The sequence below is a fragment of the Hallella multisaccharivorax DSM 17128 genome (assembly GCF_000218235.1).
Classification (GTDB): Bacteria; Bacteroidota; Bacteroidia; order Bacteroidales; family Bacteroidaceae; genus Prevotella; species Prevotella multisaccharivorax.
On record NZ_GL945017.1, the window covers coordinates 1,554,218 to 1,570,727 of the forward strand.

At 49.6% G+C, this 16,510-nt stretch carries 11 protein-coding genes; 3 read left to right on the forward strand and 8 right to left on the reverse strand.

The window, feature by feature from the left end; all coding sequences use genetic code 11:
• Positions 1-2 precede the first annotated feature (2 nt).
• Positions 3-1,364 carry a PBP1 and LysM peptidoglycan-binding domain-containing protein gene (locus PREMU_RS06765; protein ID WP_040558096.1) on the reverse strand — a complete coding sequence of 454 codons (1,362 nt, stop codon included), beginning with the start codon at positions 1,362-1,364 and terminating at the stop codon, positions 3-5.
• 116 nt (positions 1,365-1,480) lie between these two features.
• On the opposite strand from PREMU_RS06765, the gene PREMU_RS06770 reads away from it, so the two are divergent.
• Entirely contained in the window at positions 1,481-2,206 is a 726-nt protein-coding gene (locus tag PREMU_RS06770; protein ID WP_007574122.1) for a T9SS type B sorting domain-containing protein, read from the forward strand.
• Between the two features lie 4 nt (positions 2,207-2,210).
• Positions 2,211-5,033 carry an excinuclease ABC subunit UvrA gene (gene uvrA, locus PREMU_RS06775; protein ID WP_007574123.1) on the forward strand — a complete coding sequence of 941 codons (2,823 nt, stop codon included), beginning with the start codon at positions 2,211-2,213 and terminating at the stop codon, positions 5,031-5,033.
• An 11-nt stretch (positions 5,034-5,044) separates the two neighbouring features.
• Here uvrA and PREMU_RS06780 read toward each other — a convergent pair whose 3' ends face one another.
• The 6 genes from PREMU_RS06780 to PREMU_RS14965 all read right to left on the reverse strand — a co-directional run bounded on the left by PREMU_RS06780 (position 5,045) and on the right by PREMU_RS14965 (position 13,254).
• Positions 5,045-6,388 carry a citrate/2-methylcitrate synthase gene (locus tag PREMU_RS06780; RefSeq protein WP_007574124.1) on the reverse strand — a complete coding sequence of 448 codons (1,344 nt, stop codon included), beginning with the start codon at positions 6,386-6,388 and terminating at the stop codon, positions 5,045-5,047.
• Positions 6,385-7,563 carry an NADP-dependent isocitrate dehydrogenase gene (gene icd / locus PREMU_RS06785; RefSeq protein WP_007574125.1) on the reverse strand — a complete coding sequence of 393 codons (1,179 nt, stop codon included), beginning with the start codon at positions 7,561-7,563 and terminating at the stop codon, positions 6,385-6,387. Before icd ends, PREMU_RS06780 begins: the two co-directional genes overlap by 4 nt.
• A 99-nt stretch (positions 7,564-7,662) precedes the next feature.
• Positions 7,663-9,963 (reverse strand): aconitate hydratase, encoded by a 2,301-nt coding sequence (locus tag PREMU_RS06790; RefSeq protein WP_007574126.1) that lies wholly within the window; start codon positions 9,961-9,963, stop codon positions 7,663-7,665.
• A gap of 148 nt (positions 9,964-10,111) precedes the next feature.
• On the reverse strand, positions 10,112-10,399 hold the full coding sequence (locus PREMU_RS06795) for a hypothetical protein (protein WP_007574127.1): 288 nt from the start codon (positions 10,397-10,399) through the stop codon (positions 10,112-10,114).
• A gap of 84 nt (positions 10,400-10,483) precedes the next feature.
• Positions 10,484-12,796, reverse strand: a complete 2,313-nt coding sequence (gene metE, locus PREMU_RS06800; protein ID WP_007574128.1) for a 5-methyltetrahydropteroyltriglutamate--homocysteine S-methyltransferase — start codon at positions 12,794-12,796, stop codon at positions 10,484-10,486.
• Positions 12,797-13,026: 230 nt separating this feature from the next.
• On the reverse strand, positions 13,027-13,254 hold the full coding sequence (locus PREMU_RS14965; protein WP_156803974.1) for a hypothetical protein: 228 nt from the start codon (positions 13,252-13,254) through the stop codon (positions 13,027-13,029).
• A 370-nt stretch (positions 13,255-13,624) separates the two neighbouring features.
• Between PREMU_RS14965 and PREMU_RS06805 the strand changes: the two genes are divergently transcribed.
• Positions 13,625-14,965: an NADP-specific glutamate dehydrogenase gene (locus PREMU_RS06805; RefSeq protein ID WP_007574129.1), complete on the forward strand. Its 1,341-nt coding sequence runs from the start codon at positions 13,625-13,627 to the stop codon at positions 14,963-14,965.
• Between the two features lie 67 nt (positions 14,966-15,032).
• On the opposite strand, the gene ltrA is transcribed toward PREMU_RS06805, so the two are convergent.
• Positions 15,033-16,478, reverse strand: a complete 1,446-nt coding sequence (ltrA, locus tag PREMU_RS06810; protein ID WP_007574131.1) for a group II intron reverse transcriptase/maturase — start codon at positions 16,476-16,478, stop codon at positions 15,033-15,035.
• Positions 16,479-16,510: the final 32 nt, after the last annotated feature.

Consider the following 16,510-nt stretch of genomic DNA (forward strand, 5'->3'; position numbering starts at 1 on the left):
AATCAGAAGGATATTGCTTCCACATTGCCATTCGGCAGAAAATGAACAAGCTGGAAAAACTCATTCTGCATGCCTGCCGTACCCACTTGCCGGAACTGTAACGGGGCTTGTACGGCACGCCATCCGCTCTGCCCCTTGACGCCCTTAAACGCTTTGCCGTATTGGGCAAAACCGCGAAGGAAGTACTGCGCATGGTCATAGCCTGTAAGCGCAAAGCGCGGAAGAGCCGCCTGCATGTCGGTACCAAACCACCGGCGATAGCTTTGGATCAGCGATTGTGTACGCGGGTCGGAGGGATTAAAAAAGAATGTGGAAGGAATATATGTGTCAAGCTCATGGAATTTAGCTTCATCAATACCCAAATACATCATCCATTCCGTGTAGCCGAAAAGCTTGATGCGCAGCCCTGGCATACGGTTTTTCAACACGGAAAGTCTGTGGAGCACTTGTGTCAGCTCAGGGGAACGGCCGGTATTCAAGATGACGACATTTACCTTGGAGGTGCTGAACTGTTTGGCGAAAAGGTCATCGGGACTTCCCAGATTGGTGACACTATACTCCATGTTACGGCTCTCCAGTCGCGCGCGCAGGCCAAAGGTAAAGCTCCCCTTGGTAGAGGTCTTGTCATTGCAATCAATAAACACAGGATGTACAGCGGGGAAAAGCTTCAAAAAACTTTCTATGGCGCTGTTCGTCTGACGGTTATTAGTCTGGTAGACTTGGAATATCTGCTTATAAAGCGACACATCATCTCCCGTAACAGAGAAAGGGATGACCATCTTAATGTCGCGCGCCCTGCAAAATTCAGCAAGCGCATGTACCTGCTTGCTATATAACGGACCAAAAATAATGTCACATTTCGCTGCCTCAGCCATGGGCATGTAATTGGTGATGTCCGCATTGATGTTGACATTCCATGCATGAATATCAATATTCATACCCCGTACGCGAAGGGAATCGCAAGCCATGAGCAAGCCACGATAGTATTCCACCATTCGCCGGCCGTCACCGTCGTCGTTGTGAAGCGGAAGCATCACCCCCACATGAACCGTCTTCCCCGCAAAAGGTTTAGAAGGAGAGACGGCCATCGCATGCGTAGAGACAACGCCGTTCTGGCTCTGTTGGCCTGCAGCAAAGGGAATGAGCACATAGCTGCCCTTCTTTAACTCATAGCCGGCAACCTTCATTTCCGGGTTGGCTTCAATGAGCGCGTCCACCGTGATGCCATATTGTTTAGCGATACCATAGAGGGTATCCTGTTTCTTCACCTTATATTTGTCTCGCCACTTTTGTGTCTGCGCGAAACCTTGAGAACAAAAAATGGCTGCTAACACGAGCAACGTGAAACGCATGAATCTCTTCATTTCCGAATAGTAAGTAAATATTTATTGTGCAAACTTACACAAAAATCGGGATATACAAGCGCGTTCCTTTAAAAAAGTTATGTAACTTTGCATTTTCCACAAGGGGATATCAGATAATGAAGGCACAATTAGCATTTATCATGTCCGTCATGGTCTTGTCGGCAATGCGAGTACTCGGGCAATCCGCAATACCAGCCATCTCACCGTCGATGACTTATACCGACAGCGAAGGCTCCGAACACGCAGGAAGTACAAGTGTAAGCGAGTCGGCACCACTCACGGTCAGCTTCACCAGCGGCGCCACTGAAACAGACGGCTGGACAGCTCACTACGAATGGCACGTCTACCGTCAGGGAAAGCGTGACAATCCTTACATGATACGCTATGATGAGAATACTTATTTCACATTTACCGAATCCGGAAGCCATCTCATCGAGTTATGGGCCACTTTCACTCAAGGCAATGATACAGTGAGCTATACTGACGAATACTGGAATACGGGAGCGACGCCACTCTCCGTCTCTATCTATGAGAGCAAACTGGAGTTTCCCAACGCCTTTTCGCCTAACGGCGACGGCATTAACGATATATATAAAGCAAAGAATGGATATAAAAGCATCGTAGAGTTTCATGCAACTATCTTCAATCGATGGGGACAGAAGCTCTATTCATGGGACGATCCCGCCGGTGGATGGGATGGAAAGTTCAATGGAAAAGATGTTAAGCAAGGTGTTTACTTCGTACTCGTCAAGGCACGCGGCGCTGACGGAAGAAAATTCAACATCAAGAGAGATGTAAACCTTTTGAGGGGATATACGGAAACAGACACGACAAGCAATTAAAATCATGAATCAGGAATGGATAACCGTTGAGGGCGCACGCGTCCACAACCTTAAAGATATAGACGTTAAGATACCACGCAACTCTCTGACCGTCATCACGGGATTGTCCGGATCGGGGAAATCATCACTTGCCTTCGACACGATTTACGCAGAAGGACAACGAAGATATATCGACACTTTCTCTGCCTACGCCCGCAATTTCCTTGGTAACATGGAGCGCCCCGACGTAGACAAGATCAGTGGACTAAGCCCTGTCATCAGCATAGAACAGAAGACTACCAACAAGAACCCACGCTCTACGGTAGGCACTACGACGGAGATCTACGACTATCTCCGTCTGCTCTTTGCACGGGCAGGCACGGCATATAGTTACATCTCCGGTGAAAAAATGGTGAAATACACTGAAGAGAAGGTCATCAGTCTTATTCTAAGTGATTACGATGGCAAGCGTGTATACATCCTTTCGCCCCTTATCAGGCAGCGAAAAGGCCATTACCGTGAGCTCTTTGAGTCGATGAGGCGCAAGGGATACCTCTATGTAAGGGTGGATGGCGACGTGAAGGAGATCACTCGAGGCATGAAGGTGGACCGATACAAGAACCACAACATCGAGGTTGTCATTGACAAACTCAAGGTGGAAGCTAAGGACGATGAGCGGTTGCGGCACTCTGTAGCCATCGCTATGAAGCAAGGGGATGGCGCTATCATGGTCCTCGACAATGAAACAGGAGAGACGCGTAACTTTTCAAAGCGGCTTATGGATCCAGCCACAGGCCTCTCATACGGCGACTCAGCCCCCAACATCTTCTCATTCAACTCGCCAGAAGGCGCATGCCCGCGTTGTCATGGGCTGGGTGTGGTGAACGAAATAGACCTTAAAAAGGTAATCCCAGATGAGAAGGTCAGCATCCGCGATGGTGCCATTGTGCCATTGGGTAAATACAAGAATCAAATGATTTTCTGGCAGATTGATGCCATTCTCCAGAAATATGGCTGCGACCTGAAAACACCCTATAAAGATATTCCGCAAGAAGCGGTTGACGAGATCATGAACGGCTCTATGGAAAGCGTACGCATTGACAAGAGCATCGTCCACACATCGAGCGACTATTTTGTAGCCTTCGACGGAGTCATCAAATACCTCACAGACGTGATGGAAAACGATGACTCTGCGGCAAGCCAAAAATGGGCGGCGCAATTTCTGGCCACCAGCGAATGTCCTGAATGCCACGGGCAAAGGCTGAAAAAAGAATCGCTGGCATTCAGGGTTGGCGACAAGAATATCTCAGAAGTAGCCAGCCTCGACATGTCCGAACTTGCGGAATGGCTCTCTGGCGTTGAGGAAAAGCTTGAGCCGCAAAACCGCAAAATAGCGCATGAGATACTGAAAGAGCTGTCGTCAAGAGTAAACTTCCTGCTTGAAGTAGGCCTCGACTATCTATCGCTCAACCGGCAATCGTCCTCGCTTTCCGGTGGGGAAAGCCAGCGCATCAGACTTGCAACTCAAATCGGCTCACAACTTGTCAATGTGCTCTACATTCTTGACGAGCCCAGTATCGGCCTTCATCAGCGCGACAACGAGAAGCTCATCCGGTCCCTGAAGGAGCTCCGAGACCTGGGCAATACGATCATCGTGGTGGAGCATGACGAAGACATGATGCGGGCTGCCGACTGGATTGTGGACATCGGTCCAAAGGCAGGACGTAAAGGTGGCGAAGTCGTTTTTGAAGGTACACCTCAGGAAATGCTGAAGACTCATACGATAACCGCCCAGTATCTCAATGGAGAGAGGGCTATCGAAGTACCTGCTGTACGGCGAAAAGGCAATGGCAAGAGCATCAAGATATATGGAGCCACTGGCAATAACCTCAAGCACGTGGATGTAGAGTTCCCTCTTGGCAAGTTAATAGTGGTATCAGGCGTGTCAGGATCCGGCAAGTCTACACTCGTCAATGAGACGCTGCAGCCTATCCTCTCACAGCATTTTTACCGGTCGCTGAAGCAGCCAATGCCATATGATAAGATTGAGGGGATAGACAATATCGACAAGGTGGTCAACGTAGACCAGAGCCCTATCGGACGGACGCCGCGCTCCAATCCTGCCACTTACACCGGAGTGTTCAGTGATATCCGTTCACTTTTCACCGGATTGCCTGAGGCAAAGATCCGCGGCTACAAGCCCGGCCGGTTCTCTTTCAATGTCAAAGGCGGGCGGTGTGAAGCGTGCGGAGGCAACGGATACAAGGTTATCGAAATGAATTTCCTGCCCAATGTCATGGTGCCCTGTGAGGTTTGTCACGGCAAGAGATATAACAGGGAGACACTTGAAGTGCGCTATAAAGGCAAGTCTATTGCCGATGTACTTGACATGACCATCAATCAAGCCGTGGAGTTCTTCGAGAATGTGCCCAATATCTTGCAGAAAATAAAGACCTTACAAGATGTGGGTCTGGGATATATCAAGCTTGGACAGAGCTCCACAACACTTTCAGGTGGAGAGAGCCAGCGTGTGAAGCTGGCCACAGAGCTCTCCAAACGCGATACCGGCAAAACACTTTACATCCTTGATGAGCCTACTACCGGTCTCCATTTTGAGGATATTCGCATTCTCATGTATGTGTTGGAGAAACTCGTCGACAGAGGCAATACCGTCGTCATTATTGAGCACAACTTAGATGTCATTAAGCTTGCCGATTGGATTATCGACGTCGGTCCAGAAGGAGGACGTGGTGGCGGTCAGATCATATCGACAGGAACGCCCGAACAAGTCGCGCAAAGTACAAAGGGCTATACTCCCAGATTTCTCAAGGAAATATTGGAAAAATAGCCCTGACTGCGCTATCTCTTGTCAAGAGGCACGTATGTCTTTTGGATCTGTACATTCTTATAAGCCGGTCGGATAATGCGCCTGCCTTCAAAGTTGAGTTCTTCAATACGGTGGGCCGTCCAGCCTACTATTCGCGCCATGGCAAAGATTGGCGTGTAGATCTCCTGCGGCAACCCGAGCATCTCATAGATGAAACCGCTGTAGAAATCAAGGTTGGCACAGATAGGTTTATCCGACTTTCGGAAAGCCGTAACGCATTTCACGCCCTCCTCCTCTATCAACTTGAGAAACTCATACTCTTTCAATCGTCCCTTCTCCTTGGCGAGTTCACCGGCAAGTCGCTTCAATTCCACGGCACGTGGATCGCTCATTGTATAGACGGCATGACCGATTCCATAGATCAATCCCGACTTGTCGTAAGTCTCCTTGTGCAGCATACGATTGAGGTAGGTGTCTATTTCGTCCACGCTTGTCCAGTTGGAAACTGCCTCCTTGAGATGGTGGAACATATTAATACACTTAATATTGGCACCGCCGTGCAAGGGTCCTTTCAGCGAACCGATGCCCGCCGCGATACTCGAATACGTATCAGTGCGCGTTGAACTGGTCACACGAACCGTGAACGTGGAGTTGTTACCTCCACCATGCTCCGCTTGAATGATGAGCAGCAAGTCAAGCGTACGCGCGTCAAGATCCGTGTAATCGTGCTTGAGCATATACAGAAAGTTCTCCGCAATGCCCATATTTTCTTTCGGATGACTGATGTGCAGGCTGCTTCCCTGCACCGAGTGACGATAGATGTTATAGGCGTAAGCTACTATGGTCGGGAACTTAGCGATAAGCTCTATCGACTGTCTCATCAGATTGTCACGGCTGATGTCATCGGGATTAGGGTCAAGTGTGTACATCTCCAGTACACAGCGCGAGAGGATATTCATGATGTTGGAGCCTTCAATATCAATGATATGGACAATGGTGCGATGGTCGAGAGCCATGTTGTCGTTGAGCAATCCCTGAAACGCCACCAGCTCTTCTTTATCGGGGAGCTTACCCGAAAGCAGCAAGTAAGCGATTTCCTCGAAACCGAAACGCTTTTCTTTCAGCACCGGTGACACCAGGTCATCAAGCTCGTAGCCGCGGTAATAGAGTCTGCCAGGACATGGCTTCAAGGTTCCGTCTTCAGCTCTGTCGTAGCCGATAACGTTTCCTATATTGGTCAATCCCACCAGTACGCCGGAGCCATCCTCATTGCGCAGACCGCGCTTCACACCGTATTTGACGAACGTCTCACGTGGAATCTTACACGCTTCCTTGACTTCGTCACTGAGTTTATAAACTAAATATTCCTTTTTCATAATTGCTCGATGATGTGTTTACCAAATTCTTTAGTGCCCAAACTCTTGCCATCGGGCATAAAACGTGCAAGATCGGCAGTGGCAATGCCTTGCTGAAAGAGAGCCTCTAAAGCGGTCTCCACCAGCTGTCCGGCCTCGTGCCAGCCTATATAGTCAAGCATCATCACAGCAGAGAGGATAATACTCGACGGATTGACGATGTTTTTCCCTGCAATATCGGGAGCAATGCCGTGGGTTGCCTCAAAGATGGCATGTCCTGTCTGATAGTTGATGTTTCCGCCCGGTGCAATGCCGATGCCGCCTACTTGCGCCGCAAGCAGATCGGAGACATAGTCACCGTTGAGATTCATGGTGGCGATGACACTGTAGTCGCGTGGCTTGAGCAGCGCATTTTGCAAGAAAGCGTCACAGATGCAGTCGTTGACGACAAGCCTTCCTTCCTCGAGCTCATGCTTGTATTCGCGCTCGGCAAGCTCATACCCCCACTTCTTGAAGCCGCCCTCGGTGAACTTCATGATGTTTCCCTTGTGAACGAGGGTCACCGTCTTACGGTCATGCGCCAGGGCATAGTCGATTGCAGCCCTGATAAGACGCTCACTGCCCTCGCGGCTCACCGGCTTCACCCCGAAGCCCGATGTATCGGGAAAGCGCACTTTACTCACACCCATCTCGTTGTGGAGGAAACCATAGAACTTCCTCGCCTCGGATGAGCCGGCCTCCCACTCTATTCCGGCATAGATATCCTCGGTATTCTCGCGGAAAATGCACATATCCACATACTCTGGATGCTTCACAGGACTTTCAATGCCTTTGAAATAGCGCACCGGACGCTGACAAACATACAGATCAAGTCCCTGTCGAAGCGCTACGTTCAGACTGCGGATGCCTCCTCCGACAGGCGTCATCAGCGGTCCTTTAATGCCCACAAGGTATTCACGAAAGGCGTCCATCGTTGCGTCAGGAAGCCATTGCCCTGTCTGCTCATGTGCCTTGCCACCGGCAAGCACCTCTTTCCATTCTATCTTACGCTTGTCTCCATAGGCCTTCGTCACTGCGGCATCCACCACAGCCTGCATTACAGGAGTAATCTCCGCACCCACGCCGTCGCCTTCGATATAAGGAATGGTGGGATTACCGGGAACTGTCAATCGCCCATTTATCTTTGTAATCTTCATCTTTATCGCATTTTGTATTTCATCCTTGCTCTGTATTGATTCCTATTGTGGCAGAGCAACCAAGAACCCAGCAGGCAGCCACAGGAGTCATCCCCGCGCTTAGCCTCGCTTTCCGGATGCGTAGTTGAGCGCACTACCAGCCTTGAACCAATTGATTTGCAGCTCATTGTAAGTATGTTTAGCCTCAAAGGCTTCCACTGTGCCGTCCTGATGGTTTAAGGTTACGGTGAGCATGCTTCCCGGTGCAAATTCGTTCAGGCCGGTCACTGAGATGCGGTCGTTTTCCTTTACCTTGTCATAGTCATCCTTGTCAGCAAATGTCAGGGCGAGCATGCCTTGTTTCTTGAGATTGGTCTCATGAATGCGCGCGAAGCTCTTGGCCAGCACCACACGCACATTGAGAAAGCGCGGCTCCATGGCGGCATGTTCGCGCGAGCTACCCTCGCCATAATTGTCTTCAGCCACGATGATGCTGGGCACACCCTTCGCCTTGTAGTCTTTTGCCGCCGTCGACACCTCTTTATATTGTCCGTCTATCTGGTCTTTCACAAGATTGCTCTCGCCATTAAACGCATTGACGGCACCCATAAGCAAATTGTCGGAGATATTCTGCAAGTGTCCGCGAAAGCGCAGCCAGGGTCCCGCCATGGAGATATGGTCGGTGGTGCACTTACCCCTGGTCTTGATGAGCAACGGCATGTCGGTCAGGTCTTTGCCATCCCATGCAGGGAACGGCGCAAGCCGCTGAAGACGCTCAGAGTGAGCAGCTATCACCACTTCGGCCCCATCATCCTCATGTGGCGGGATAAAGAGCCCCTCCCGCTGCAACTGATCGATGTTGCTTCCCTGCTGACGGTCGCTCACCGCAAACCCTGCGGGCGGGAAAGCATTGCCTGAAGGCTCTGCGAGCATCACCTCATTGCCGGCCTCGTCAACCAGCTTGTCAGTGGCAGGATTGAAGTCGAGCCGCCCCGCAATAGCGAGAGCAACCACCATCTCAGGCGAGCCGATGAAGGCATAGGTGTTGGGATTGCCATCTGCACGCCGGCGGAAGTTGCGGTTGAACGACGTGACAATGGTGTTCTTGCGTGTGTTATCATCGGTGTGCCGCTTCCATTGTCCGATGCAGGGTCCGCACGCATTGGTCATGATAACGCCTCCAATGTGCCGCAGATCCTTCAGGAGTCCGTCGCGTTCGGCTGTATATCGGATCATCTCCGAGCCGGGGTTGATGATGAGTTCAGTCTTGACAGGGATGTGCTTCTCAGCAGCCTGGCGGGCCACAGACGCCGCACGCGCCAAATCCTGATAGGAAGAGTTGGTGCAGGAGCCTATGAGAGCTGCCTCTACTTTCAGTGGATAACCCTCTTGACGGGCCTTGCGCCCCATGTCCGAGATGCTTGTGGCGGCATCGGGTGTGAACGGACCGTTCAAGTGAGGCTCCAATGAAGACAGATCCACGTCGATGAGTTGATCATAGTATTTCTCAGGCGAGACAACGACTTCATTGTCAGCTGACAGATCGGCGACATTGGCCATTGCCATCTCTGCCACATCGTCGCGGCCGGTTTGGCGCAGATAAACCGCTGTCTGTTCGTCAAAGGGAAAGAGGGAACAAGTGGCTCCTAACTCGGCGCCCATATTGCAGACAGTGGCGCGCCCTGTTGCCGAAAGACTATTCACACCCTCGCCAAAGTATTCAAGAATGGCATTGGTACCGCCCTTAACGGTCAACCGCCCCAGAATGTCAAGGATCACGTCCTTCGGCGAAGCCCATTCAGAGAGACGGCCTGTCAAGCGCACGCCAATGAGCCGCGGCAGCTTCAGCTCCCAAGCTTGGTCCGTGATCACGTCCACGGCATCGGCACCACCTACGCCTACCGCCACCATGCCAAGCCCGCCGGCATTGGGAGTATGAGAGTCGGTGCCTATCATCATGCCGCCAGGAAAGGCGTAATTCTCCAACACTACCTGGTGAATGATGCCGGCACCTGGCGCCCAGAAGCCAATACCGTACTTGGCTGACGCAGACTGCAAGAAGTCATAGACCTCTTTATTTGCCGTTTTTGCAGCCGGAAGGTCCTTCTCCACGCCCATATCCGCACGGATGAGATGATCACAATGCACCGTAGTGGGAACTGCTACACGGCTCTTGCCTGCATTCATGAATTGCAACAGCGCCATCTGTGCCGTAGCATCCTGCATTGCCACTCGGTCTGGACGGAAATCCACATACGACTCACCACGCGTCAATGGCACATCTGTGAAGCCATTATAAAGATGTGAGAAAAGCACCTTTTCAGCATAGGTTAAAGGATGGCCCAAGTGTGTTCTCACCGTTTTTATGCGGGAAGCATATGAAGCATAAAACCGCTTCAGTAGGTTCAAATCAAGCGTCATAGATGTCGTTCTTACAATTATTATTTCGATTGCAAATTTACTAAAAAACAATCAAACAACCATAAAATCACTCGTATTTTATTTCATTTTGTATAAAAAACGACAGAATATCCGTATATTATGCAATCTTGGGATGATTCGTGCAAAGCTATGTCTCGCGTCTACGCTGTAAAGGCGATGCGTCTACGCTGTAAAGGCGATGTGATGACACCGCAAACAGATTTCCTATGTCTCTGCCGATGTCAGCGGGGGTGACGAGACCGATGATAATCAGCGGGACCATGAAGCCAGGAAACTGGCTGAAGAGGCTGTTGAACGTGATGGACACGCGTACTATGAAAGCCGGCAGGAAGTTGCCGGCGATAAGGCTAAGGATAATGGCGATGATGACGCGCGGAAGAAGACTGATGTGTATCTTCCTCTTACCAAATTTCATGATGATATGACAATTCGGTTGTAAACCACGAAATCTATTAGGCTGACAAAGTCTTGGCGAGAAACATCGCCTTTATCACCGCAATTAACTTTTTCTCATGACGCGTGCAGCCTCTACCATGTTGGAGATGGAGGGCTGTGTCTCTTCCCAGCCGCGTGTCTTCAGTCCACAGTCGGGGTTCACCCAGAGCCGTTCCTTAGGGATCAAGGTTGCTGCTTTCCTGAGCAGGGTGACCATTTCCTCCACGCTCGGGATGCGTGCAGAGTGGATGTCGTATACACCCGGTCCTATCTCGTTGGGGTATTTGAACTGGCGGAATACACCAAGGAGTTCCATCTGTGAGCGGGAGCATTCTATCGTGATGACATCGGCGTCCATGCGCGCTATCTGAGCAATGATATCGTTAAACTCCGAATAGCACATATGGGTATGGATCTGCGTCTCGTCTTTCACCCCAGATGCTGTCAGGCGGAAGCAGTCGACAGCCCACTGCAGATAGTCGTCCCATTGGGCATGACGCAGCGGCAGTCCTTCACGGATAGCCGGCTCATCGATCTGTATGACACTGATGCCAGCCTTCTCCAGGTCAACGACCTCGGTGCGGATGGCAAGGGCGATCTGCTTGCAGGTCATCGACAGTGGCTGGTCATTGCGCACGAACGACCATTCGAGGATCGTCACCGGTCCGGTGAGCATGCCTTTCATCGGGTGCTTCGTCAGGCTCTGTGCATAACGTGACCAGGCTACGGTCATCTGTTGTGGCCGTGACACATCGCCATAAATAATAGGTGGCTTCACGCATCGGCTGCCATAGCTCTGTACCCAGCCTTTCTGCGTAAAGGTGAAGCCTTTGAGCTGCTCGCCGAAATACTCCACCATATCGTTGCGCTCAAACTCGCCATGCACCAGCACGTCAAGTCCCACTTCTTCCTGCCAGGCAACGCACTTCTTGATTTCTTCTTTCAGCAACTTCTCGTACTCCTCCTTGCTCAGTTTTCCTTTCTTGTAGGCAGCGCGCCAGCTTCGTACCTCTTTCGTCTGGGGGAAGGAGCCTATCGTTGTCGTGGGGAAGAGTGGCAGCTGGAGGCGCTCATGCTGCAGTTGGCTGCGGTGTGCGTAGTCACTATGGCGCTGATAATCCTTCGGGCGGATTTGTGCCAGACGTTCTTTCACCTTGACATCGTGGATCTCCTCTGAGTCGCATTTAGCAGTTATATCACGCTGGTTGGCAACAAAGGCCTTGATGCACGCGTCCGTCTGCAAGCCCTGACTGACGGCTTTCAGCAAGGACAGCTCCTGTACTTTCTGCTTGGCAAAAGCAAGGAAACGTTTGATGCTCTTTGACAGCACTTTTTCATCTTGCTCCTGTTCCAGGTCATAAGGGACGTGCAACAGTGAGCAACTCGTCGAGAGAATGACACGCTCGAAACCTAACTGACAGATAGCGCGGTGGGCAATCTTATGAGATGCCTCCAGGTCGTTCTTCCATATATTACGGCCATCGATAAGGCCCAGTGACAGGATCTTATCCTTCGGCAGTCTCTTGGTAAGCTCGATCTGTTCCGGACCACGTACTAAGTCGACATGAAGCGCCTTGACGGGAAGGCTCAGCGCCAGATCTTCATTGTTGCTGAGGCTCCCGAAGTAAGAGGTGAGGATGATATTCAACTTTGACTGAGCAGCCAGGTAGGCATAGGCCTGACGGAATGCTTCTTGCGAACGCTCGTCGAGATCCGTGACGAGCACTGGCTCGTCAAGCTGAATCCACTGTGCCCCGGCTTGTTGCAGGGCGGCAAGCTGTTGGGCATAAACGGGCAGAAGACGTTCAAGCAGATCCAGCCGATGGAACCCTTCTCCCTTCTCTTTGCCTAATAGAAGGAAGCTCACTGGACCGATGAAGACGGGCTTGGTGACGATGCCGAGTTTCTTAGCCTCAAGAAACTCATCCACAGCTTTCGTATCATAATAGGTGAAGGTCTGATCCTTCGTGAGCTCCGGGACGATATAGTGATAGTTGGTGTCGAACCATTTAGTCATCTCCATAGCTATGACGTCATGGCCATCTTTCTGATAGCCGTGCGCCATGGCGAAATAAAGGTTGAGTTTGTCATCCTTCAGTTTGTCATAGCGGGCAGGAATGGCACCGACAGCCAGGGTCTGGTCTAACACCGTGTCATAATAGGAGAAGTCGTTGCTTGGGATGAGGTCGATGCCAGCCTCACGCATGAGTGTCCAGTTCTCTTTTCGCAGTTCTTTAGCTACAGCATCAAGCTCCTCATGGGTGGAACGTCCTGCCCAGAAACTCTCTAATGCCTGTTTCAGTTCTCTATCCTTTCCAATGCGTGGATAACCCAGCACATTGGTCTTCAGGTCCTGTGTGTTAAGTCTTATCGTCATGTCTCTTACCTAATATTTTGTTTATCTGAGCACAAAATTAGGCAATATCCCTTAACCACACAAAATGTTTCTTTTAATTCAGGAAAATATACTATTATCACAGGCCGAATGGCACAAAATACAGAATATTATTTTGTAATTATTAAGTTATCAATACACGCATCAGATGTGGATGTGTCTAAGTCGATCTTTGCTAAGATACCTGAGATGCGGCCAAGGTGGCTGCGCTGTCATAGCAGATACTTGGCCTTGCCCGGCAAGACGGGGATTCCTCTGTAGGAGGCGATGAACGGTTTGATAACTTGTACCATTACTATAAGGATCTCATCAGAGACACTGAGGCAAAGATAGAAGAAGCTTGTCAACCAGTGCCCCGCAAGAGTCGATGCAGATAAGGCAGCAGTAATGGAATGCAGCAATAAGCAGAAGCAACTCCACAACGATGTCAGCTTTGACATTGAGCGGTAGGCCTACAATGCTATGCAAGGTCGCGCGCAAGACATGCCTCTATATCCTCACGGCAGCGCGTGGACAGGTGGTCACCTGTTGCTTGCTGTAGTGATGACCGTAGAGCCGCTCGCAAATCGTACCGATACCCTCCGTCGTCATACCGCGGATGTAGGGCTACTACATTACACACTTTTTTAGGACAGTATCATTTCATAGTCTTGTTACAAGCTCACAATTAAGCAGCAAATGGCACGACGAAACTTTTTTCTCACTTTTTCTATTAATTCGTTAGATATTTACGCAATAATGTGTAACTTTGCAGAACATGAATACTTTATCATAAAATATTATATAACCAGTAAGAGAACAGACACAACCATGAAAGCAACCGAAGTAGTATCCAAACTGCAGCATCTCTTTCCTAACCAGCCTGAGTATATCCAGGCAGTGAGCCAGGTACTTGGTACCATTGAGGAAGAGTACAACAAACATCCCGAATTCGACAGGGTCAATCTCATTGAGCGGCTGTGCATCCCTGACCGCATCATTCAATTCCGTGTAAACTGGATTGACGACAAGGGAAATGTGCAGACCAATATGGGCTATCGCATCCAGCAGAACAATTCAATCGGCCCTTATAAAGGCGGTCTCCGTTTTCATGCCTCCGTCAATGTAAGCATTCTGAAGTTCCTTGCATTTGAGCAGGTATTCAAAAACGCCCTCACCACTCTCCCTATGGGCGGTGCAAAAGGAGGGTCTGACTTCTCCCCACGCGGTAAATCCAATGCAGAAGTAATGCGTTTTTGTCAAGCCTTCATGCGTGAACTATGGAACTATATCGGTCCGGACATAGATGTACCTGCAGGCGACATTGGAGTCGGCGGACGGGAAGTAGGTTATATGTTTGGACAATATAAAACCCTCACCCATCAATTTGTAGGTATACTGACTGGAAAGGGACAGGAGTTTGGAGGCTCGCTCATTCGTCCAGAAGCCACCGGTTATGGAAACGTGTACTTCCTTGAAAACATGTTGAAGACACGTGGGATAAGTCTTTCCGGCAAGACAGTTCTTGTGTCGGGTGCCGGGAACGTGGCGCAATATACTATAGAGAAGCTTCTACAGCTTGGAGCCAAACCTCTGACATGCTCTGATTCAGATGGTTTTATTTATGATCCCGATGGCATTGATACTAATAAACTCGCTTATATCATGGAACTGAAGAATATTGAGCGAGGACGTATCAAGGAATATGCAAAAGAATATCCCCATGCCCAATATTTCCCGGGAGAACGTCCCTGGGGCATCAAAGCCGACATCGCTACACCTTGTGCAACTCAGAATGAGATTGACGGAAAGGACGCACAGAAGCTCATCGACAACGGAATCATTGCAGTGACCGAAGGGGCCAACATGCCCTCCACACCCGAGGCTGTAAAGATTTTCCAAGACAAAAAGATCCTTTATTGCCCAGGTAAAGCAAGTAACGCCGGTGGTGTAGCCGTCTCAGGTTTGGAAATGAGCCAGAACTCCGAGCGTCTGAAATGGACACGTGACGAAGTGGACAACTATCTCCACCGCATCATGAATGATATTCATGACAACTGCGTGAAATATGGCACACAGACAGATGGATATATCAATTACGTCAAAGGGGCCAACGTGGCCGGCTTCCTTAAAGTCGCAAGAGCCATGATGGCACAAGGCGTAGGGATGTAATCGAATCTCTTCAATCGAGTAGGAGGAAAACGAAGTAGTTTTCTTCCTACTTTCGTTTTCCGACCTCTCACACCACCGTACATGCGGTCCCGCATACGGCGGTTCCTATTTTGGGGTGCCATTCGAGATACGTCCCCATTAAAGTAGCATACCCTGCTGCACGTAGATTGTTGTTACTTATTGCAGTTGCTAAAATAGGACTATTAGCTATATGCCAATAACCCTTACGAGTATTACCCCATTCGTATGCTTGGTATTTATTAATACCACATCTAATGAGGTTTGCCACTTTTGTCTTGACTTTCTTCCAAGCTTTCCATATACACATGCGTATTCTACGTCTTAACCATTCGTCTGTTTCAAGCAAGAGACGCTTCATATTGGCAAGGTGATAATAGCCAACCCACCCTCTTATGTATTCTTTCAGCTTTTGCTTTCTCTTGGCATATCCCCATCCATTGCTGCGACTTGTCAGTTCTTTCAACCTTGACTTCATCTTGGCTTTGGATTTTGGGTGCACAGTGAGTTGGCATTTGCCTTTCATCACATAAAAGGAGTAGCCCAGATATTTCACTCCACGTACATACGACACTACGGTCTTTTCCTTGTTGACTCTGAGATATAGAACATTTTCTATAAATCGGGTTATAGACTCCTTCACTCGCATTGCAGCCCTTTTGGACTTACAGAATATCATCGAGTCATCGGCATAGCGTACAAAGGGAAGCCCTCTGCGTTCAAGTTCTTTGTCCAATTCGTTGAGTATGATGTTACTCAACAACGGACTTAGCGGTCCTCCTTGGGGAGTTCCCTCTTCGCTCGCTTCAAACAAGCCTTTGTTCATTACACCACTTCGGAGATATTTGTGTATAAGACTGACCACTCTGCCGTCTTTTATCGTACGGCTGAGAATTTCTATGAGTTTGCTATGGCTCACGGTATCGAAGAAGCGTTCAAGGTCAAGGTCTACTACATATATGTAGCCTTCATTAATTATACTTTGCGCTCCTCGTACTGCGTCATGGCATCCTCTTCTCGGACGGAAGCCGTAGCTCGTCTTGGAAAATTGGTTCTCATAGATGGGGGTCAATACTTGGTTTATGGCTTGTTGCACCAAACGGTCTACTACTGTAGGTATTCCCAACAGGCGCATCTTGCCATTGTCTTTGGGTATTTCTACCCTTTTCACTGGGTTTGGACGGTAAGAGCCGTCCATCAAGGAACGGATGAGCAAGTCCTTATTGGTCAATAGCCATGGGAGCAACTGCTCACACGACATCTTGTCGATACCACCACAGCCTTTGTTTCTCATAACTGCCTTGTAGGCTCGGTTGAGATTTGAAGGGCTAAGGATTTGCTCGAAAAGGTGTTCCTTGTCGAATGGTACTTCCACGATGTTGTCTTCACACATCCACATGTAGGTCTGCACTCCCCCATACCATTCGGTTTCCGACCTATCTCTTTGGGGGCAGCCATTAACTTGGGATAATGTTTTCTGCATTCTTTCCTTCATGAGGTATGTTTCAATTACTATCGCTTGATTGT